Origin of the sequence: Flammeovirga sp. SubArs3 (assembly GCF_947387565.1) — a bacterium.
Taxonomy (GTDB): Bacteria; Bacteroidota; Bacteroidia; order Cytophagales; family Flammeovirgaceae; genus Flammeovirga; species Flammeovirga agarivorans.
In genome coordinates, this window is record NZ_CANDOA010000004.1 from 170697 (window position 1) to 192532 (window position 21836).

Here is a 21836-nt window from a genome sequence, read left to right on the forward strand (position 1 = left end):
GATTAATAACCTGGATTTTGATCATCACTACCAATTTGTAAGTTGGTATTGATTTCAGTCAGAGGAATTGGAAGAAGCATCGCTTTTTCAGCATCATCATAAGTTACATCAAATCCTTGGTTGCCATCTAGAGCTACACGATCATTATGAACGTTTACTACTTGTGTCGTAAAATATTCTAGTCCTCTACGGCGGTTTCTAAACCATTCGCCACCTTCACCTAGAAGTTCATATTGATATTCTCTCATAATTCTCATTCTGAACTCATCTTGTGATAAACCAGTGATATTTTCTGGTTGAACACCGTCTCCTCCTTCAGAATTCCTAGCTCTTGTCAGTACTTCGTTAATGTAAGGCTCTGCAGCTGCAGGACCGTCTATCTCGTTAGTAATTTCAGCTAACATGATCAATAACTCAGAGTATCTCATGACTGTTAGGTTGGCATCAGAATAAGGTGTAGGTGTTTTAGGATCCCAGATCCAGAATTTACCTACAAATGGGAATGCTTTTGATTTACTTGTTCTTGCGACCATTGGGTAAATCTTTTGCTCGCCATTCTCTGTTCCATCAGAATTGTACTTGATGTAGTTGTACATTACAGTAGCTTCAAAACGAGGATCGTTAGGGTATTGTCCCATGTGCTGATCAATTACTTCTGGGTTAAGTAAAACTCGTCCCCATGATTGGCCTACAAAAGCATTACTAGGAGTATGTAAACGAATTACATTACCACTATTCGCTTGGTTGTATTGGATTTCGAAGATTGATTCCGCGTTATTGTTTCTTGTGCCTTCCTGCCAAAGTGTGTTGTAATCACTTACTAGCTGATATTGACCGTAAACTTTTAATGCTTCTTCTTTGGCCATTGCCCAATATTCTGAACCACTTTCGTTACCTGCTAAAGTAACATACACCTTAGCTAATAACATATTGGCAGCCTGTTTACCCGGACGACCGATATTTTGAACTGATTTATCAAAAAGGTTCGTTTCAGCAAGTTTTAAATCACTGATGATTAATTGATAAACACTGTCTTTTTCAACTCTTGGAGCATCTAAGTTTTCAATGTTTAATTTATCTGTTCTTAAAGGTACATCGCCATATAAACGAACTAAATTAAAGTAAACCAATGCTCTGATAAAGTGTGCTTGCCCCAATTCATTTAATGCAGTTTCCGAAGGGTCTTCCTGGAACTTAGCAATACCCATGATCGTTTCATTTGATCTGTTGATCGCTTGGTACGATGCTTTCCAAACATTCTCTACAAATGTATCATTAGGAAGTGGGTTTAAGGCTGCAATAGCGTTTTGATCTTGTGCTCTTGTAGATTGTAGCATCCCTGAGTGGAAGTCTACCAATTGCATTAAATCAGAACTATAGTAATTAAATCCAGCAATAGAAGAGTAAATACCGTTTACTGCTGTTTTTATTCCTTCATCAGTAGTGAATAAGTTTTCATCACTTAAAAATGGAGGATCTTCTTTTAAACAACTTGTGGATAAAAGTACAAACGATAAAAATATAATGATTTTATTTTTCATGCCTGTATGTTTAGAAAGTGACGTTTAGACCTAATGAGTATGTTTTTGCATTCGGGAATGAGTTCCAGTCAACTCCCATAATACTACCATCGCTCATAAATGAAGTGACCTCAGGGTCATAACCAGAATAGTTGGTTAATGTAAACAGGTTTCTTCCCGCAAAGAATACATTCATTCTTGAGATACTGTTTGATTTGATCGGTAGGTCATATCCAATTGTTAAGTTGGATAATCTTAAGTAGTTACCGCTTTCAACTATTCTATCAGTGAATAATGTGGCATCCGGATGATCTAATCTTGGAGCAGAAGCATCACCTACACCTGGTCTCCATGCATTGTAATATGCTTCAGGTCTTACGTTCTTATTATTTTGGTAAGCATCTGATTCGATCAATAAGTTACCGTTAACAATGTCGTTGCCGAATGAACCAGTGAACAATGCACTAATTGTAAGGTTTTTATACGTGATTTTAGTATTGAAACCGAAGATGAAATCAGGGTTAGGATCACCAATGATTGTCATGTCTGAAGCATCAATATTACCATCACCATTTTGGTCTACAAAAGCGATATCACCTGCAGAAGGAGCATTACCATTTACACTTGGACCATTGGCTGCATCTTCAGATGTTTGGTAAATACCGTTGGTTTGATACCCCCAGAATACACCTACAGGTTGTCCTACCATAAAGATGTTAGCAGGTTGCTTAAAGTAAGTACCCGTTGAGATGTTGTTGCCTAAGTAATAAGAGGCCATTTGCTCTTGACCGTTGATATATACAGGAGCTTCTGGAATACCTAAATCAAGTACTTTTGATCTAACTACAGAGATGTTACCACCTACCGTAATTGTTAAGTCTTTCTTAGAATAAGCAACTGTCTCTAGCATAAAGTCGATACCTTTATTTTCAATACTACCTCTGTTGGTTAAGTAACTAGTAAAACCTGTTGAAGTAGGAATCATAATCTCTTGAAGAAGGTCATCTGTTGTTTTATAGAAAGCATCAAATGAACCATAAATCTTTCCTTCAAATAAACCGAAATCAATACCTACGTTAGATTGCTGCGTTGTTTCCCATTTCAGAGTTTCATTACCGATGTTATTAGGTCCTGCACCAATGATAGTGTTGTTGTTGTAATCTGTGTAGTAAACAACACCGTAGTTATCGTAAGTTTGGTAAGGAGTGATAGCTTGGTTACCTGTAAGACCCCAAGATGCTCTAAGCTTTAGGTTAGAAACAACGTCTGAAGTTTTTAAGAAATTCTCTTCAGAAATATGCCACGCTGCGGCCGCTGATGGGAAGTAACCAAATTGGTTTTGTGATTTGAATTTTGACGACCCGTCCGCTCTCATTGTAGCAGTTAAGGTATACTTATTATCATATGTGTATGAGAATCTACCTAAACCTGATAACAATAGTTCTGAACTCGTCATTTCAGTGTAAGGAGTTACAATAGTTTGTCCTAATTGTGGGGCTCTTGCTTTTAATGTATGTACCGGGAAGTTTTCCGATTCTGAATTGGATTGAGTACTCGTTACACCGTCTACTACAAAACCAACTACTGCATCAATTCTATGTTTCTTATTGAAGTTCTTATTAAACATAAATAAGTTATCAACCACATAAGAATATCTGCTTAATCCAGAAATACCTAATGCACCGTTTGTCTGACTACCTTTTTGAGTATTGCTACCGTACCAAATAGATCTTTCTTTCGATCTATAGTTAGTACCCGCTCTCATTTGGTATTTGAAATTCTTATTGAATGAATAAGTAGCATTCATTGAAGCGAATAATTTTAACTCTTGCGTTAAATCTTCGTAGTCTTCAATAAATGATAGTGGAGATGATAAACCAATGTCTGAGATTTCAGCATCATGCTCATAGAATGGTTGGAAGTTGACTACCGATTTTGTGAATGAACGGCTACTACCACCTTTCGAACCACTTTGAGCAAACTGACCTTGTGAGTAATACATCGACATACGGCCATCTACTTTCAATTTATCCGTTACTTTAGTTTGTAGGTTCATTCTTAAGTCTCCAGACTTCATATTAGAATTTTCTACAATACCATTCATGTCATTAAAACCACCAGAGATATAGTACTTTGTGTTATCAGTACCACCTGAAGCGGAAAGTTGAGCATTGGTACTTACACCTGGTTGGTAAATTTCATCTTGCCAATTTACTTGTGTCAATGGAACATTGCTAATTGAACCGTTCCCATCTACACCATAAATCTGACCATTATTGATGTGGTATTTAGGAAGCTGTCCCTTCATCATAGATACCTCGTTGGTCATTTGTGCAAATGCTTGGGGATCTAATACATCAATCTTTTTAGAGATCATTGCTACTTCTGTATTTACAAAAGCATTGATTTTAGCTTTTCCTTTATTACCTTTTTTTGTCGTGATTAAAACTACACCATTGGCACCTCTTGAACCATAAATAGCTGTAGCGGAAGCATCTTTAAGTACTTCGATCGATTCAATATCTCTTGGGTTAATACCTGCAAGACCATTTTGAACTCCTTGGTCTTCGTTTCCATCAGAAAAAGCAGAATTAGTATCTTCACCTGCTGAACTGATAACGATACCATCAACAATATATAATGGTTCGTTGTTACCTCTTAATGAGTTTGTACCTCGGATCTTTACACTAATACCAGAACCTGGCTGACCACTGTTACTTGTTACTTGAACACCGGCCATACGTCCTTGTAGTACTTCGTCAACACTATTGTATTGTCTCACTACATCGTCAGACTCTTTTAATTGTGATACAGAACCGGTAAGGTCACTGGCATTTTGACTACCATATCCTACTACGACGATTTCGTCTAGTAATTCCATGTCCTCTTTAAGCACAATATCTAAATTTCTATTGGTTAAATCGAAAGGATTTACTTCGACTCTTTTCGTCTTCATACCTATGTAAGAGAAAACCAAAGTAGCGGTCTCTTCTAGGTTGATTGAAAATTTTCCATTGAAGTCGGTTTTGACTCCGTTCCTTGTTTCTCTAACGTATACATTCACTCCTGGTAGAGTGATTCCACTTTCATCTTTTACAATACCTTCTACAGTGTAAGTTTCTTGGTTTTGTGCAAAAGTGAAGTTATTGGATAGCGTTAGTAAAAACAGAATAAAGAGTAGATTTATACACTTCATCATACTATGTGTTATTCAACTGAAAAAAATCTGTTGAAGTTGATATCAATATTAACGTACTTATTTAATTCATTAAATTTTTTCTCGATTAGTTAGTAGTCTCGAAACTACTTGATTTAGCGATTTAATGAACTTGGCTGATTCTACATTACTGATGTTTCATTCCTTAAGGTAATAATTTTCCATGTGATTTCTTATTAATATTTTATAATTCATTTTGTTGGCCTTGATGTAACAAATGTATAAAGTGTAGATATCACAATAGATGAGTAATAGTTCTTGTAGGTTTGAAAAACGTTCAATGTTTAAAAAAAGTAATAAAACCTTTATTTTGACTATATTAAGAGGGTTGTAAGTACTATGAATACTTTTTTATTGAACCATTTTTATAAGTGTAAGATTAATAATTAAACTACATTTTTTTAGATCTTTTCGAGATTTGTGATATCAATAATTTAATTTTTTGATACGACAATGAGAAACATAATCAAAGGTGCTGTTGCTCTGGCATTAGCTGTTGGCATCATCGGATGTGAAACAAAAGCAAGCAACGATCAACCTATCTACAAAAACACAAACGTAGCGATTCAAGATCGTGTGGCAGACCTGATGTCTCAAATGACATTAGAAGAAAAAGTTGCCCAAATGGCCCAATATGTAGGCCTAGAACATATGAAAAAAGCAGAAGAAGATTTGTCTCCAGATGACCTGCATAATAATGATGCATTAGGTTTTTATCCTGGACTTCATTCTTCGGATATTGCAAAAATGACTGAGGAAGGGAAAATCGGTTCATTTTTACATGTTATCTCTGCTGAGGAAGCAAACCACTTACAAAAACTAGCTCAAAAATCTAGATTACAAATCCCACTATTAATAGGTATTGATGCCATTCATGGTAATGGTTTAAACTATGGAGCAACTATTTATCCTACTCCAATTGGTTTAGCAAGTACTTGGGAAGAGCAATTATCTAATAGAATTGGTGTAGAAACTGCCAAAGAAATGAGAGCTACTGGTTCGCATTGGGCATTTACGCCAAATATCGATATCGCTAGAGATGCCCGTTGGGGTAGAGTTGGCGAAACTTTCGGTGAAGACCCATACCTTGTAGGTAACATGGGTGTTGAAATGATTAAAGGTTTCCAAGGTGAAAACTTTACAGGAAATGAGAAAGTAATTGCTTGTGCAAAACACTTAATCGGTGGTGGAGAGCCTATGAATGGTACCAACGCTTCTCCATTAGATATCTCAATGAGAACAATTAGAGAAGTACATTTACCTCCTTACAGAAGAGCTGTACAAGAAGCGAATGTATTTTCTATTATGACAGCACATAACGAAGTGAATGGTATTCCATGTCATAACAGTAAGCTTTTAATGACAGATATTGTTAGAGAAGAATACGGCTTCCAAGGTTTCTATGTATCAGATTGGATGGATATTGAAAGAATTCATACACTTCACCACCAAGCTGAAACGATGGATGATGCCTTCAGAACTTCTGTAAATAATGGTATGGATATGCACATGCATGGTCCTAAGTTTACAGAATCTATCGTAGAAGCGGTTAAGAAAGGTATAGTTCCAGAAGAAAGAGTAAATGACGCTTGTGCTAAGATATTAGAAGTAAAATTCCGTCTTGGTTTATTTGAAAATCCTTTTGTTGATGAGAAAAAAGCAGAAGAAATTGTTTTCAACCAAGAGCATCAAGCAACAGCATTAGAAGTAGCAAGAAAGTCAATCGTTTTATTAAAGAATGATGGTATCCTTCCTTTAGCAGGAGGTAAGTATAAAAAAGTATTCCTAACAGGGCCTAACGCTAACAATGAAACAATCTTAGGAGATTGGCACTGGTACCAACCTGAAGACAGAGTTGTTACTGTAAAAGAAGGTTTAGAAGCTGTTTCAAAGCAAAAAGGATTTAAATTAGATTACTATAATAGCGGTGAAATTATTGGTCAAACTTCTGATAAGTCAATCAGAGAGGCGGCAGTAAGAGCATCTAAGTCTGATTTGGCAATTGTAGTTGTAGGAGAAAATTCATTAAGATACGATTGGAAAAACAAGACTTGTGGCGAAAATACAGATAGAGCTTATATCGATCTACCAGGGCGTCAGTTAGAGTTAATCAAAGCGATTAAAAAAACAGGTACACCAGTAGTAGCAGTATTAGTAAACGGTAGACCAATTGGTGAAGAGTGGTTAGAAGACAATATGAATGGTATTCTTGAAGCATGGGAGCCAGGTAGCTTTGGTGGTCAGGCGATCACAGAAATCTTATTTGGTGATGTGAACCCAACAGCAAAATTACCGATCACAGTACCAAGAACAGCAGGTCAAATCAAGTTATATTATAACCATAAGCCTTCACACTACTTCCATAAGTATAAGTTTACGGATAAAAATCCATTGTACTCATTTGGTTTTGGTCTTTCATACACTGAGTTCAAAACTTCAAATGTTGCCATTGATAAATCAACAATTAAAGGAGATGAATCATTTACTGTCTCTTGTGATGTTCAAAACATTGGTAAAAGAGATGGAGATGAAATTGTTCAGGTTTATATCAGAGATAATTACTCTTCAGTAACAAGACCAATCAAAGAATTAAAGGCATACAAAAAAGTATCTTTAGCTGCAGGTGAGAAAAAATCAATCTCATTTGAGTTGAATACTCAAGACTTAGCCTTCTTTGATCAAGAAATGCAATGGATCGTTGAAAAAGGCGATTTCACAATTATGGTTGGTTCTTCATCAAGAGATAAAGATCTAACAAAGGTTAAATTGGAGGTTTCTGAAACAAAAAAATTAGACCTTAACAGTTACAAGCCGAATTATCCGGCCATGTAATCTGTAAGTATAATAAAGTATCAAAAATTAAAATGATTGAGGGTCCATAACTGTGTGACTATTTTAAATAATGGACCCTCACATTTTTTAACCTCTTTATGAAATGAAAGCAAAATTATTACTACTAGTTATCTCTGTATTTATCCAATTTTCTGTAGTTGGACAAGCCATTCAACCTACAGAAAAGGAGGTATATAAAACAGTAGATGACCTACAACTATCATTACATATTTTTAAGCCAGAAAAGCAGGCCTCTTCCAAAGGAGCAATAATTTTTATCCATGGTGGTGGTTGGAACTCTGGAAGTCCCAAAGCTTTCTATAATCAGGCAAAACATTTTGCAGATAGAGGTCTTGTTGTGTTCTGCCCAGAATATAGGGTAAGGAAGAGAAACAATACAACAATCTACGAAGCTGTCGAAGATGCACAAGAAGCAGTAGCTTTTGTAAGAAAAAATGCAAAGAAATACGGAATTAAGAAAAACATGATCGCTATTGGAGGCGGTTCAGCAGGGGGACATCTAGCAGCAAGTACTGCATTTATTGATCCATTGAGTACTTCCATTACGAAAAAAGATTACCAACCGAATTTACTATTACTTTTTAATCCAGTATTGGATGTAAGTGATAAAGGTTATGGATTCCGTTTAGTAGAAAAAGAACTATCCGCAAAAGGTATTAAATGGGAAACATTTAGTCCAAGACCAAATGTGAGTAATGCTTTTCCTTCCACTTTAGTACAGTTAGGGGACTTAGATAAGGTTATACCATTAGATATCGCAAGAGATTTTGAGAAGAGAGCACAAGAGGCAGGTGTAGATATAAAAATGATAGTTTACACTGGAGCAGAACACTCTTTTTTCAATAAAGGATACGGGAAAAAACAAGGATACCCAGCAGGTACAGTGAGCAGATGGTATTATGATACACTACAAGCAACAGATGATTTCTTAGTGGAGCAGAACTACTTAAAAGAGAATTTTAAAGTAGAGATTCCGTCTGATGCTATTTATCCAATAAGACAATAAGTGATGAGAACATTATTACTTTTTATATTCAGCTTTACTATTTTATCTTCTGTTCTTGCTCAGAAGAAAAATGTAGTTGTCTTTGTAGTAGACGATTTGGGATTTTATGATATTAGCCTTCATGGTTCCAAGTTTTATGAAACGCCAAATATTGATGCATTAGCCAAAGAAGGTGTAGATTTTTCTAATGCTTATGTTTCACATCCTAGATGTGTTCCTTCAAGATACGGATTACAGACGGGTAAATATCCTGCAAGAGTAGGTGTTCCGGGTTTCCAAGGAAAAGATGAATGTAATTTATCGGATAACGAAATAACAATTGGTCAAGCATTTAAAAACAATGGCTATACTACATTCTTTGCTGGAAAATGGCATCTGGGTAAACTACCAGAAACATGGCCTAACAATAGAGGGTACGATGTTAATATAGCAGGTTGTAGTGCAGGAGCACCAAAATCGTATTTTTATCCTTATAACACCCCAAAAGATCCAAAGAGATCAGGAAATCATAAGGTGATTGTAGGTTTGGAAGAAGGAAATGAAGGAGAGTATTTAACTGATCGCTTGACAAAAGAAACAGTTCAATACATTAATGGAGAACACAAAGATCCTTTTTTCTTGATGCTGTGCCATTATGGTGTACATACTCCATTAGAAGCGAAAGAACAGCTAGTTCAGAAGTATAAAAATAAACTTAAGGGAATGTCTTTCGAAGGACCTGAGTTTATTCATAAGGATGGAGAAACAAAGCTACATCAAAATGATCCAGTTTATGCTGCAATGATAGAATCTGTAGATGAAAGTTTAGGTGCTATTGTGAAAGCGTTGAAAGATAAAAACTTATATGATAACACAATTATTGTCTTTACTTCAGATCATGGAGGTTTATCGAACAGAGGTGTAGGTAACAAAAGGAAAATCGCTACTTCGAATTTACCTTTAAGAGCCGGAAAAGGACATAATTATGAAGGTGGAACTAAAGTACCTTTAATTATCGCAGGTAATGTTCCGAATGCATCACAAAAGTCGGAGCAATTGACAACAAATACAGATCTTTATCCTACACTTCTTGATCTTTGTGATTTGCCATTGATTCCTTCTCAACACAAAGATGGGATGAGCATCAAAAAAGCGATCACAAAAAATAAGAAGATAAAAAGAACAATTTATTGGCATTCTCCAATGGCTAGACCTAGGTCTACGGGAGATACTAATTGTACTGTAGTGAGAGAAGGTAACTACAAGTTGTTTTATTTCTATGATGAGGAAAGATTCGAAATGTATCAAGTAGATGAAGATCCTTATGAAGAGAATAATATCTACCAAGAAGATCACAAGGTAGCGAAACGATTGAAGGAAAAAATTCTAGCTTGGCAGAAAGACGTCAATGCAGTAAGAATACCTTCAAATTAAATTAAGATTAACAACATCAATTATATTAATCATGAGATATTTGAACTTATTATTTAGTTTATTTTTATTCTGTGCTAGTAGTGTAATAGCTCAGGACAAAAAAAATGTATTGATATTTTTAGTAGATGATTTGGGATACTTTGATATTTCACATCATGATGCTGATTTTTATGAGACTCCTAACATTGATGCTTTAGCAGAAGAAGGAGTAGACTTTACGAATGCTTATGTAGCTCACCCTAGATGTTTACCATCAAGATATGCTTTACAGACGGGGCGTTATCCGGCAAGAGCAGGTATTCCAGCAAAAAATGAGAATACCATTAAAGGGAAAAAGTTTTATGATAATGAAAAGACAATTGGTCAAGCATTCAAAGATCAAGGGTACCATACTTTCTTTGCTGGTAAATGGCATTTAGGTCATGAGGAAGATGAGTGGCCACATAATAAAGGATATGATATCAATATCGCAGGTTGTGCAGCTGGAGCTCCTAAATCTTACTTCTTTCCATATAACACTTCAAAGAACCCTAAAAAGATCAACAAGAAAGGTCATGGAACAATCATTGGGTTGGATGAAGGTGAAGAAGGAGAGTACTTAACTGACCGTCTTACAGATGAAACAATTGATTTTATTACTGCTAATCATGATAAAAAGCCATTCTTTGCAATTTTAAGTCACTATGGAGTGCACACTCCTTTCCAAGCAAAGAAGGAAATGATTAAGAAATACAAGACGAAATTGGAAGGTATGACATTTGAAGGTCCTGAGTACACTCAGAAAGATGGACAAATGAAAATGCACCAAAATAATCCTGTATATGCAGCAATGGTAGAGTCTGTGGATGAGAGCTTAGGAAGAATAGTTAAAACCTTAAAAGAACAAGGTATCTATGATAATACGATCATTGTATTTACTTCTGATCATGGTGGTTTATCCAATAGAGGTTTAACAAGCAATAGAGATTTAGCCACTTCTAATTTACCATTAAGAGCAGGTAAAGGCCACTCTTATGAAGGTGGAACAAAAGTTCCTTTGATCTTCTCAGGAGCAAAGATTTCTAGACATAAAGTGATTGATCAGGTGACTACAAATACAGATTTATACCCTACTTTATTAGACTTATGTGATTTGAACTTATACCCAAGCGAACACCTTGATGGTGTGAGTATTAAAACTAATATCGAAAAAGGTAGATCTAAAGATCGTGTATTGTTCTGGCACTCTTCGAGAGCAAGACCAAACTCTACAGGCGATATTCATGTAACTGTAGCAAGAGACGGTGACCTTAAAATGATGTACTTCTATAAAGAAGAGCGTTATGAGTTATACGACTTAAGCAAGGATCCATATGAGGCAAATAATATTTTTAATGCCAACGATCCTAAAAATGCTGAGTTAATGAAAATGATTAAGAATTGGACTGCTGAAGTTAAAGCTGCTAGTTAATTATGTATAAAAAAATTAAAAGTTTGGTAGTAGGAGCAATGTTGCTACCTACTATCAGCTTCTCTCAAGAGAAGCCGAATGTTTTATTAATCACAGTCGATGATCTTCGACCTGAGCTGGGGTGTTATGATAATAAAACAATTCAAACACCATCCATAGATGCATTAAGTAAGCATGCGACAACCTTTTATAATGCGTTTTGTCAAGTGCCAGTTTGTGGAGCATCAAGAGCTTCTATGCATACAGGCGTAAGACCTACTGTAACTCGATTTGTAGATGCAGGAGCTAAAATTGATAAGGATTATCCTAATGCCGTTACCATTGGTCAACACTTTAAAGAAAACGGTTATTACACTTTTTCAGCAGGTAAAGTAATTCATGGTAAGAAAGATGCTGTAGAACGTTCTTGGACTGAGTTTCATCCTGCAGAGGATATGTTTGAGTGGCATGATCCAGCTTTGGTAGCTGATAAGGAAAATCCACAGAAACCTTATAAGAAGTCATTACCTTACGAAATCGTAGAGAACAGTAAGGATACCGACTTTTTGGATGGTAGAACTGTTGATCTAGCAAAAAAGAAACTTAAAGAGTTCAAGAAAAAAGATCAGCCTTTCTTTATGGCAGTTGGTTTGGCTAGACCTCATTTGCCTTTCGTTGCTCCAAAACGTTTCTGGGATTTATATAATGAAGAGGAAATTGCCATGGCAGAAAACCCATTCTTGCCAGAAGGAATGCCTAACATCGCAAAAACGACATGGGGTGAACTTAGAGCGTACAGAACAGTTCCGCGTAAAGGAAACGTGAGTGATGAAATGGCTAGAAAGCTAAAACATGGATATTATGCTTCAGTAAGTTTCTCAGATTACCTTTTAGGTGAACTTATTCAAGAACTTAAGGAGCAAGGTTTGTACGACAATACAATCATTGTGCTTTGGGGTGACCATGGATGGCAATTGGGTGAACATACCTTCTGGGCAAAACACTCAACATTTGATATAGCGTTAAACGTTCCATTAATTATCAAGCCACAGTCTTCTAAAAAAACAAAGAAGGCAAAAGTAGAAGGCTTTGCAGAGATTGTTGATATCTTCCCTACGTTATGTGAATTGGCAGAGATTAGCCAACCTCAACAATTACAAGGGCAATCTTTATTACCAATTTTAAAGAATCCAAAGGCATCGGTTAAAGACTATACTTTGAGTAGATGGAAACAAGGTGATTCTATTAGAACTAAAGGTTTTAGATATACATTATTCAAAAACAAACAAGGAGAAGTGATTGCTGAAATGATGTATGATTTAATCAAAGATCCTCAAGAGAATAAAAATATTGTGAAGGACCCTGCTTATGCAGATGAAGTAAATAAGCATAGAGATTTACTAGCTTCAGCTTTACAAGAATATAAACTAGAAGAGTCTAGATAATTTAAGTATTGGATCAAATAAAAAACTCCACTGAATGTATTTTCAGTGGAGTTTTTTATTTATTTCTTTTTTCCTTCATTAGGATTAACCTCAGGATATGGAGGAGGAGCAGCGGCAGGAGTTGTCGATCTCCAGATAAAGAATAAACCAGCTAATACAGCAGGAATACTCAACCATTGTCCCATGTTTAATTCCATATTTGCTTCAAAAGCAACTTGGTTTTCTTTAAAGAATTCCCAAACAAATCGCATACCGAAGACAAGTACTAGGAATAAACCGAATAACCTTCCTTGCGGTAATTTTGGACCTTCTTTTTTATAGATTGCACCTAAAATAAAGAAGATACATAAGTAAGTTAAAGATTCATACAATTGTGCTGGATGACGTGGAGTCATAGGATCTTCAACATATGCTCTTTCAAAGATAAATGCCCAAGGTACATCCGTTGCTTTACCGATAATCTCAGAGTTCATCAGGTTACCAAAACGAATAAAACAACCCGCTAATGCTACTGGAATTACAATTCTATCCAGTATCCATAACCAAGGTTGATCAGGTCGGTTTTTAGCATAAAAATACAATGCGACGATAATACCAATCGCACCACCATGACTGGCTAAACCACCTTTCCAGATTTGAATAATTTCTATAGGGTGGGTTAAATAATAATCAGGTTGATAGAAAAATACATGGCCAAGTCTTGCTCCGATTATTGTAGCGGCTACCATGTAAATTAAAATTGCGTCTGCATCAGACTCAGGTCTATTTTCTCTAACAAAAATTTTGGCCATAATCCATGTGCCAATGAAAAATCCTAGTGAGAAAAGTAAACCATACCATCTCACAGGTAAAATACCTGGGAGGATCTCAGGATTGACATCCCAGTTTATGTATGCTAGTAGTGATTCCATACTACAAATATGTAAAAGCATTTATAAACAAAAAAGCCTTTTGATATGTAATCAAAAGGCAATTTTAAAATCAGTGAAGATGTATCGTATTACATTTACTTTTTATCAAGCAAAGAGGTATCACTGATCATGTATTTTTCAGTTCCATTTTCTCCAATAGACAAATGTAAAATGCCCTCAGATCTCAGTTCTTCCAATTTTTTCTTTGCTGCTTTTGCAGAAGATTTGGTTTTAAGACAGAGTGCCGCAACACTTATCCCATCCTCATATTGGCTTGCTAAACTAATAACGTTGGCGTCGTTTAGTTCAGGTGTAGAAGTGTGGTCTGGAGAATTTAATTTATTCTTTTTTGCATTAATACTTAAATAAGAGCCTAGACCAATCGCTATAGCAAATGAAAATAGGACAATAAAAATGCTCATTAGTTCTTACTTTTCTGATCCTGTAAATTTTAATCGAGGATTAGGAGATGTATTTAAAGCTTCGAAATCTTTTCCTTCGTATTGATAGTGGGCAGCCATAGCAATCATAGCAGCATTATCAGTACAATGTTCAAATTCAGGGATAAAAACATTCCACCCTCTCTTTTTTCCTTCCTCTAATATAGTATTTCTTAGTGATGAATTTGCAGAAACACCACCGGCAATACCAATTTCTTTAATATTTAAATCCTTAGAAGCTTTAATCAATTTCTTCATAAGAATTTTAATAAGAGTGTATTGAATACTAGCACAAAGATCTGCCATATTATCCTTCACAAAGTTTTCATCCTTCTGAGATTCCTTTCTAAGGAAGTTCAAGAATGCCGTTTTAATTCCACTGAAAGAGAAATTATACTCTGGAATATTTACATTAGGGAATTCATATTTTAGCGGGTCACCCTCTTTCGCATATTTATCAATCAATGGACCACCAGGATAATCTAACCCCATAATTTTGGCTGTTTTATCAAAAGCCTCACCAACAGCATCATCTATTGTTTCACCTACAATTTCCATATTTAGAGGAGAGTGAACAACAACCAATTGAGTATGGCCCCCACTCACTGTTAAACATAAAAATGGGAAGTTCGGTTTAGGATCATCAATAAAATGAGCAAGAATGTGTGCTTGCATATGGTTTACTCCAATCAATGGAATATCAAGTGCCATAGCCATACCTTTAGCAAATGAAGTACCTACCAGTAATGCTCCAAGAAGACCAGGTCCTTTAGTAAAAGCAACAGCATCAAGGTCCTTTTTCTCAATTCCTGCTTCATCTAAAGCAGCACTGACAACAGGAAGAATATTTTTTTGATGTGCTCTAGAAGCCAATTCAGGAACCACACCACCATATTTTTGGTGTACTTCTTGTGTAGATACTATATTACTAAGTACAGTACCATTTTTGACTACTGATGCTGATGTTTCATCACAAGATGATTCTATAGCTAGGATTGTTCCGCTCATTCTATTTAACTTTGCTTTGAAAGGCAAAATTACTATTATAGTTTTGAACACCCTAACAATTTTCTCACACATTAACTGACATTGAAAACTATTTTGAAATAACTATGAGTGCACACAAAAAAACAGAAGAGCTCTACGCACAATATATAGCTACTAATAATGTTGACATTTCAAGAGAACATTTTCAGACACTATTTACTTATTTCCCATGTTTATTGATTGTTGCCTCTGATGGGGTAGTCGATGAAGAAGAATGGGTCTTTGTAAAGTATTTGTCAAAATTTATGGCTGATGCTTACAAAAGCTCTTTAACAAAACCTGAGTTGGATAGTCTCCAAAAAACATATTTTCAGGAGCTTGAATACTTAGTGAAATCTCTAGATAAGTGGAAAGAACCATTTTTGGATACTTTACACAGTTATCTGGAGGAAAATGATGATGAAAAAGAAGATATCTTGGATATCCTTCATTTGTTTGCTGAAGCTTCTGATGGAGTTTGTGATGATGAAGAAGAAGCAATTGAAGAATTGACAGAAAGATTAAATTTAGAATAAAAGAAAAAAGCCTTGATCGTAACACTAACGATCAAGGCTTTTATATAAATGAAAATTAGATTACTGTTTCACTAAAGTCATTTCTTCAATTAAACGAGGACAGTTACCAAATTTATCCACAACAAATAAAACATAGCGGATATCAACAATAATGTTTCTACATTTCACAGGGTCAAACATTAAGTCTGACATTGTAGATTCCCAAGTTCTATCAAAGTTGATACCGATGAGTTGTCCTTCCGCATTAATTACTGGAGAACCAGAGTTACCGCCAGTAGTATGGTTCGAACCTGTAATACAAACGATCATTTTTCCACCTTCTCCATACTGCCCATAGTCTTTTGACTTGTAAAGATCCATAAGCTTTTGAGGAACATAGAACTCATGTGTCATCGGTACATCAGTTAATCTTTTTTCCATAACACCCTCTAGAGTAGTGTAGTATTTAAATTCTACACCATCACGAGGTTCAGAGCCTTCGATCTTGCCATATGTAACTCTAAGAGTAGAATTGGCATCTGACCAATATTTTTTGCTGGCTCCCTTGTTGTTAGCTACATATTCTCTATTAGGGAAAACTTCTCTTAGTGCTTTTACATATGTACGCATAGATAAGTCAATCTCTTCTGTCAATCTACGGTAATCAGGAACAATTTGAGTCGCATAGATGTCATAAATCTCTTTTGCTAAAACAAAGGCAGGGTCTTTTTTAATTTTAGCATAAATAGAAGCTTCAGAACCATCTAGTAGTGCCATTAATTTCTCTTGATTAGCGAAAATACTCTTCTTATAAATAGATCCAGCTAGTTTATCAAACGACCCTTTTTCTTTAGCTTTTAAGAATTCAGCTGGTAAGAAACTGACATCAATTGCTCCAGAGTAAAGTGTAGAAGCAGAAACAAATATTTCTTGATCCGTTGCTTTATCATAGTTTTTATAAAAACCTTTTGCTTTATTCTTTAATGCGGCAATTGTTTTTGTCATTTCAGGGCTACCTGCTTGTAAAGATTTCAGTTCACTAAAACCTAGAGCAAAGCGTAAAACTTCTGGGCCATAATACATTTCTTCAATGTATAGGTCTCTGGCAAGTTGGTATTTTTCAACCTCAGCAAATTCTTTCTTGAAGCTTTCTAATAAAGAAGCATATTCTGGCTTATTCTTAACTGCTTCTTCGAACATTTTTTCTTGTTCTTCTTTCTTATTGATGGCATCAAGACGTTTTAGTCCCTTACTTTCACCAATCCATTTTTTATAAGCATTAGCTACTCTTGCTTTTTTCGCAGAATACTTGATTCTTACTTCGTCACTAGCAGCCATGTTTTTATCTAAAATCTCGATAGTTTTTTCACGCATCGCGATTTTAATAGGATTAGAAGTATTCACCACATAGGAAACGCCTTCCGATGGTAAGTACTGTTGCGTTCTTCCAGGGAAACCATAAACCATAGTAAAGTCATCAGGTTTAACACCATTCAATGAAATTGGGAAATGGTATTTAGGTTTGTATGGTACGTTATCCTTTGAATATTCTGCAGGCTTACCATCTTTATCAGCATAGATTCTAAAGATAGAGAAGTCGCCTGTATGACGTGGCCATACCCAGTTGTCGGTATCACCACCAAATTTACCAATTGAAGATGGAGGAGCAAACACTAAACGGATATCTTTGAAAGTTTCCATTGTAAACATGTAGTACTCGTTGCCATAAAAGAATGGCTTGATGATGTAGTTGTAATGTGTACCTTTTACAGCTGCATCACCTACTTTTTTAATGTTTTCGTCTATAATTCCTTGACGTTTGTCTTCTGGCATTCCGTCTTTAACCCCTGCAAGAACTTTAGATGTTACGTCATCAATTCGAACTACAAAAGAAACCGTTAACCCAGAGTTAGGAAGCTCTTCTCCAAAAGATTGAGCAGCGAAACCATTTGTAAGTAAATCATCTTTTACAGTGGAATGCGATTGGATTTGTCCATAACCACAGTGATGGTTGGTTAAAATTAGGCCTTGATCTGAGACTACTTCGCCTGTACAACCTCTACCAAACCAAACCACAGCATCTTTCATACTGGACTTGTTTACAGAGTAGATATCTTCAGCAGACAATTTAAAGCCATTAGCTTTCATGTCTTCCTCGTTAAGTTGTTGTAGGAGTGACGGTAGCCACATCCCTTCATGTGCAAATACCGATGAAGGTACGATCACACATGCAAATAGGAGAATGTGAAAGTATTTTTTCATTTCAAATATTGTTGGTTATATATGGTGGTGGTTGTGTAAAAAAGCCGAAGCTATTCTTCTAATAGCTTCGGCGTAAGTATAAAGTATTACCTTATAGGTTGTTGTTTTTCTTTCTATTATCTCTGATTGAGAAGAAGATAATCATTCCGAAGAATAAAGCTCCGATAATAAACTTCACTGCTACAGGAAGTTGGAAGTCACTATCAATGATGTGTAATAATCTATTCCAACGGATGCTTCCAGTTTGAGGATTTGGATCGTTTGACATCCAAACCATCACAGCTTTACCAATAATATGATCTTCAGGAACAAAACCCCAGAATCTAGAATCCAGTGAGTTGTGTCTGTTATCACCCATCATAAAATAGTAATCTTGTTGGATGGTATAGCTTTCTTGAACCTGACCACCAATATAAAGTTTACCATCTTTAAATTGAGGGTTTTCATTTTCCTCATATTTTTGGATGATATCCTTGTAATAAGGCCAGTTACCTTCATTAATGCTCACCGTTTCTCCTTCTTTTGGAATATGTAATGGACCAAAGTTATCAGTTGTCCATTCGTTTACAGCATTACCAAAGATTCTGAAACGTGAATTGTCAATCATTTTTTCAACAGCTACAACAAGTTCAGAGGCCTTAAGAGCAGCTACTTGTTCATCTGTTAAGTTCAAGTGATGATATGTATAAATACCATCTTTAGATTTAGTCAAGTTACCATAGAAGTTGGTAGCACCTTGACGAATCATATATTCTCTTAATGCTGCCTCGTTCTGAAGAGTAGGGAACCTAGCTATATTGTCGATGTTGTAATAAAGGTTGTTGTCCTCTAAAAACTTAAGACCTAGCGGTTGTTTGGTTTTTACCGTATAATCAGTTTGTAGTTTGATGTACTCAGGGTAGTCTACAACCTGACCATTGATAGAAACCACTTGATCTTTGATTTGAATATCATCACCAGCAATACCAATACATCTTTTGATATAATTGGTTTTTAAGTCTGATGGATAATCATTTTCTTCAGCAGGATAGTTGAATACAACTACATCATTGTTTTGTACTGAACTAAATCCAGGTAATCTAAATTGAGGTAATTGAATTAAATCAGAAAATGAATTAATGTCAGTTCCCCAGATTTTTTGATGTGTTAAAGGTACTTGAAGAGGAGTTTTTGGCGTTCTTGGTCCATAATGTAACTTACTTACAAATAAGTAATCACCAATGTAAAGAGACTTCTCCATTGATGAAGTAGGGATCGTAAACGCTTCAAAAGCAACCCAACGAATAAATGTGGCAGCAACTACAGCAAAAAGTAGTGCATCTCCCCATTCTTTTAAAAATCCTTTCTTAGTTTCTTTTTTACTCATTATCCCTTTATTATAAGTCAAGCATATCTTCCATTCCGAAAATACCTTCTTTTTGGTGTAACCATTCTCCAGCTAATACAGCTCCTAAAGCAAAACCTTTTCTTGAATGAGCAGTATGCTTAATATCGATACGGTCGATCTCAGATTCGTAAGTTACTTCATGTGTACCTGGTACCTCTGGTTCACGAACCGCTTCAATCTCAATACCATTGTCAACAGCAGCGTCTTCACCTTTTAATGTCCACTTGTCTACTCCAGCAAAGTTTTCAATTACACCTTCAGCTAAAGTAATTGCTGTTCCAGAAGGAGCATCTAACTTTTGCGTATGGTGAATTTCTACCATTGAAGATTTATATTCTTTATTGAATGCAGACATCATTTTTGCTAATTTTTTATTTAAAGCAAAGAAGATATTTACGCCTAAACTATAATTTGAAGCATAGAAAAATGCTGTCTTATTATTTTTAGTTGCTAATTCAATTTCATCTTTTTTATCTAACCAGCCTGTAGTTCCAGAGACTACACGGATTCCTTTATCAAGACAAGTTTTAATATTGCCATATGCAGAGCTAGGTTGAGTAAATTCAATCGCTACATCTACAGTTGCAGGATCTAATGTCTCTAAATCAGCACGATTATCCATATCGATAACCTTTACTACATGATGACCTCTTTCTTGTAATATACCCTCAATGGTTTTACCCATTTTACCGTAGCCGATTAATAAAAAATTCATTTGTTTTATTATTTAGTGTTCAATTGTAATGTTAACCTTGCGCCCAATGCAGGAAGTCCACTGTAAGGATCTTGAATAGCAGAAGGAGCAATTTTAAGTGATAAATCTTCACTTACATCATAGTATCTCATGTGTTGATCTACAGCAGCATCTAATGCTCCAAGTAGGTACCAACCACATGCTACAATAATCATGAAGTCTCTATCCCTACGAAAACGATCCCTTCTTGAGCTTAAGTTGTCTTCCGAAAGACCTCTATATTCTTCTGGAATAAGATCGTCGTTTGTCGGATCAGCATCCGATTTGTATGCCAACCAATGACTACTCTGTATATAGTTGGTATGGTTGAACTTGATAAAGTATCCAAAGACAGCAAAACCACCATATAAAATAGGGATTTTCCAGGCTTTGTCGTTATAAATCTGACCGAGTCCAGGAATTACAATCGTATAAAACGATGCTTTCGTAGGCTCGGTCAGAGATTTGTACTGAGTCTTTTTCTTTCGCTTCCTCTCATTTGGATCAATATGATTCGGAACCTGTTTAATAGAGGTCAAGGAATCAATTGATTTTTGATTTAATTCTCTTTTTTCTTCCGCAGTTAACTCTTTCTCTTCTACTGTTGTTGAATCGGTAACAGTTTGAGAATAAGAGGAGTTAATAGTTAAAAAGAATAGACTAAATAATGATAGAATAATATAATAAGTGCGATTGCTCGACATCAGTGAGTTTTTAGAATGTCTAAAATACGGTTAAGGTCTTCAACAGATTGGTATGGAATTTTAATTTCTCCTTTACCTTCTGATGAGTTTTTGATTTTAATTTGTGTTCCAAAATGTGTAGATAAGTCTCTTTGTAATCGACTAAACTCAAAGTCCAAAGGTTGATTCTTCTGAGCTGTCTTACTATTTACAAGATCTTTACCTTGAATGACATCACGTACTAGGTTTTCAGTTTTTCTTACAGAAAGCTCATTTTTTACGATCATATCAAAAAGTGCCAATTGCACTTCTATACTATTTACATTTACTAATGCTCTAGCATGCCCCATACTAATAGTACCTTTTCTTAATCCAGACTGGATTTCTGGAGGCAATTTCAATAAACGTAAGTAGTTGGCTACTGTAGATCTTTTCTTGCCTACTCTGTCGCCAAGTTCTTCTTGCTTTAGATCACATTCAGCGATGAGTCGTTGGTAGGAAATCGCAACTTCAATAGGGTTTAAATCCTCTCGCTGAATATTTTCAATCAATGCCATTTCTAGCATTTGTGTATCATTGGCACCTCTTACATAAGCAGGGATCTTTTCGAGTCCTGCCATTTTAGAAGCTCTCCAACGTCTTTCACCGGAAATAATCTGATATTGATTCTCCGTTAATTTTCTTACTGTGATAGGTTGAATTATGCCTTGAACTCGAATAGAATCGGCAAGTTCTCTTAATGCCTCATCTTGAAATTCAAGCCTTGGCTGAAATGGGTTTCTATCTATATGCTCAACAGCAATTTCATCTAGTTTCTCAACTATATTTACAGATACAGCTTCTGTTTCCTTTTCTGAAGTTGAAGAGGAAGTAGATTCTGCTTTGTTTGAATCTCCAAGCAATGCACCAAGTCCTTTGCCCAATGCATTTCTTCTTTTTAATGTTTTCTTTTCTGGTTTATCAGGCATAATAATTCAGCCGAATCAATAAGTTAAT

Annotated in this window: 16 protein-coding genes; 6 read left to right on the forward strand and 10 right to left on the reverse strand. The window is 35.6% G+C overall.

The features are described 5' to 3' along the window. Positions 1–2 precede the first annotated feature (2 nt). Positions 3–1541, reverse strand: a complete 1539-nt coding sequence (locus QL232_RS12980) for a RagB/SusD family nutrient uptake outer membrane protein (protein WP_281614438.1) — start codon at positions 1539–1541, stop codon at positions 3–5. 10 nt (positions 1542–1551) lie between these two features. Further along, entirely contained in the window at positions 1552–4719 is a 3168-nt protein-coding gene (locus QL232_RS12985; RefSeq protein WP_281614439.1) for a TonB-dependent receptor, read from the reverse strand. Between the two features lie 471 nt (positions 4720–5190). Between QL232_RS12985 and QL232_RS12990 the strand changes: the two genes are divergently transcribed. From QL232_RS12990 to QL232_RS13010, 5 genes are all read left to right on the forward strand, one after another. Next, the gene (locus tag QL232_RS12990) at positions 5191–7569 is read left to right on the forward strand and encodes a glycoside hydrolase family 3 N-terminal domain-containing protein (RefSeq protein WP_281614440.1); all 2379 of its coding nucleotides are present in this window, start codon (positions 5191–5193) and stop codon (positions 7567–7569) included. A 103-nt stretch (positions 7570–7672) separates the two neighbouring features. Next, positions 7673–8596 (forward strand): alpha/beta hydrolase, encoded by a 924-nt coding sequence (locus QL232_RS12995; protein ID WP_281614441.1) that lies wholly within the window; start codon positions 7673–7675, stop codon positions 8594–8596. Between the two features lie 3 nt (positions 8597–8599). Then, a complete protein-coding gene (locus tag QL232_RS13000) occupies positions 8600–10009 on the forward strand; it encodes a sulfatase (RefSeq protein ID WP_281614442.1) in 1410 nt (469 codons plus the stop codon). A gap of 31 nt (positions 10010–10040) precedes the next feature. Next, positions 10041–11459: a sulfatase gene (locus QL232_RS13005; RefSeq protein ID WP_281614443.1), complete on the forward strand. Its 1419-nt coding sequence runs from the start codon at positions 10041–10043 to the stop codon at positions 11457–11459. Between the two features lie 2 nt (positions 11460–11461). Next, positions 11462–12883 (forward strand): sulfatase, encoded by a 1422-nt coding sequence (locus tag QL232_RS13010; protein WP_281614444.1) that lies wholly within the window; start codon positions 11462–11464, stop codon positions 12881–12883. Between the two features lie 59 nt (positions 12884–12942). Here QL232_RS13010 and lgt read toward each other — a convergent pair whose 3' ends face one another. The 3 genes from lgt to tsaD all read right to left on the reverse strand — a co-directional run bounded on the left by lgt (position 12943) and on the right by tsaD (position 15242). After that, complete coding sequence (gene lgt, locus QL232_RS13015; RefSeq protein WP_168881803.1) at positions 12943–13794, reverse strand: prolipoprotein diacylglyceryl transferase; 852 nt, start codon at positions 13792–13794, stop codon at positions 12943–12945. Positions 13795–13889: 95 nt separating this feature from the next. Beyond that, a complete protein-coding gene (locus QL232_RS13020) occupies positions 13890–14216 on the reverse strand; it encodes a hypothetical protein (protein ID WP_168881802.1) in 327 nt (108 codons plus the stop codon). Positions 14217–14222: 6 nt separating this feature from the next. Then, the gene (tsaD, locus tag QL232_RS13025) at positions 14223–15242 is read right to left on the reverse strand and encodes a tRNA (adenosine(37)-N6)-threonylcarbamoyltransferase complex transferase subunit TsaD (protein WP_281614445.1); all 1020 of its coding nucleotides are present in this window, start codon (positions 15240–15242) and stop codon (positions 14223–14225) included. 104 nt (positions 15243–15346) lie between these two features. On the opposite strand from tsaD, the gene QL232_RS13030 reads away from it, so the two are divergent. After that, positions 15347–15796 (forward strand): hypothetical protein, encoded by a 450-nt coding sequence (locus tag QL232_RS13030; protein WP_168881800.1) that lies wholly within the window; start codon positions 15347–15349, stop codon positions 15794–15796. Positions 15797–15856: 60 nt separating this feature from the next. Here the strand turns inward: QL232_RS13030 and QL232_RS13035 are convergent, their stop codons facing one another. From QL232_RS13035 to QL232_RS13055, 5 genes are all read right to left on the reverse strand, one after another. Then, positions 15857–18037, reverse strand: a complete 2181-nt coding sequence (locus tag QL232_RS13035; RefSeq protein ID WP_281614446.1) for a S46 family peptidase — start codon at positions 18035–18037, stop codon at positions 15857–15859. 91 nt (positions 18038–18128) lie between these two features. Then, positions 18129–19403 (reverse strand): signal peptidase I, encoded by a 1275-nt coding sequence (gene lepB / locus QL232_RS13040; RefSeq protein ID WP_281614447.1) that lies wholly within the window; start codon positions 19401–19403, stop codon positions 18129–18131. A gap of 10 nt (positions 19404–19413) precedes the next feature. Continuing rightward, positions 19414–20139 carry a 4-hydroxy-tetrahydrodipicolinate reductase gene (gene dapB / locus QL232_RS13045; protein WP_281614448.1) on the reverse strand — a complete coding sequence of 242 codons (726 nt, stop codon included), beginning with the start codon at positions 20137–20139 and terminating at the stop codon, positions 19414–19416. 8 nt (positions 20140–20147) lie between these two features. After that, entirely contained in the window at positions 20148–20861 is a 714-nt protein-coding gene (locus QL232_RS13050; RefSeq protein WP_168881796.1) for a DUF5683 domain-containing protein, read from the reverse strand. After that, positions 20861–21808 carry a ParB/RepB/Spo0J family partition protein gene (locus QL232_RS13055; RefSeq protein ID WP_281614449.1) on the reverse strand — a complete coding sequence of 316 codons (948 nt, stop codon included), beginning with the start codon at positions 21806–21808 and terminating at the stop codon, positions 20861–20863. The genes QL232_RS13050 and QL232_RS13055 overlap by 1 nt, the downstream gene beginning before the upstream one ends. Positions 21809–21836: the final 28 nt, after the last annotated feature.

Excerpts from the sequence above, each read along its gene's own strand:
- QL232_RS12980 (WP_281614438.1), bottom strand. The coding sequence starts at position 1,541 with ATGAAAAATAAAATCATTATATTTTTATCGTTTGTACTTTTATCCACA.
- QL232_RS12985 (WP_281614439.1), bottom strand. The coding sequence starts at position 4,719 with ATGATGAAGTGTATAAATCTACTCTTTATTCTGTTTTTACTAACGCTA.
- QL232_RS12990 (WP_281614440.1), top strand. The coding sequence starts at position 5,191 with ATGAGAAACATAATCAAAGGTGCTGTTGCTCTGGCATTAGCTGTTGGC.
- QL232_RS12995 (WP_281614441.1), top strand. The coding sequence starts at position 7,673 with ATGAAAGCAAAATTATTACTACTAGTTATCTCTGTATTTATCCAATTT.
- QL232_RS13000 (WP_281614442.1), top strand. The coding sequence starts at position 8,600 with ATGAGAACATTATTACTTTTTATATTCAGCTTTACTATTTTATCTTCT.
- QL232_RS13005 (WP_281614443.1), top strand. The coding sequence starts at position 10,041 with ATGAGATATTTGAACTTATTATTTAGTTTATTTTTATTCTGTGCTAGT.
- QL232_RS13010 (WP_281614444.1), top strand. The coding sequence starts at position 11,462 with ATGTATAAAAAAATTAAAAGTTTGGTAGTAGGAGCAATGTTGCTACCT.
- lgt (WP_168881803.1), bottom strand. The coding sequence starts at position 13,794 with ATGGAATCACTACTAGCATACATAAACTGGGATGTCAATCCTGAGATC.
- QL232_RS13020 (WP_168881802.1), bottom strand. The coding sequence starts at position 14,216 with ATGAGCATTTTTATTGTCCTATTTTCATTTGCTATAGCGATTGGTCTA.
- tsaD (WP_281614445.1), bottom strand. The coding sequence starts at position 15,242 with ATGAGCGGAACAATCCTAGCTATAGAATCATCTTGTGATGAAACATCA.
- QL232_RS13030 (WP_168881800.1), top strand. The coding sequence starts at position 15,347 with ATGAGTGCACACAAAAAAACAGAAGAGCTCTACGCACAATATATAGCT.
- QL232_RS13035 (WP_281614446.1), bottom strand. The coding sequence starts at position 18,037 with ATGAAAAAATACTTTCACATTCTCCTATTTGCATGTGTGATCGTACCT.
- lepB (WP_281614447.1), bottom strand. The coding sequence starts at position 19,403 with ATGAGTAAAAAAGAAACTAAGAAAGGATTTTTAAAAGAATGGGGAGAT.
- dapB (WP_281614448.1), bottom strand. The coding sequence starts at position 20,139 with ATGAATTTTTTATTAATCGGCTACGGTAAAATGGGTAAAACCATTGAG.
- QL232_RS13050 (WP_168881796.1), bottom strand. The coding sequence starts at position 20,861 with ATGTCGAGCAATCGCACTTATTATATTATTCTATCATTATTTAGTCTA.
- QL232_RS13055 (WP_281614449.1), bottom strand. The coding sequence starts at position 21,808 with ATGCCTGATAAACCAGAAAAGAAAACATTAAAAAGAAGAAATGCATTG.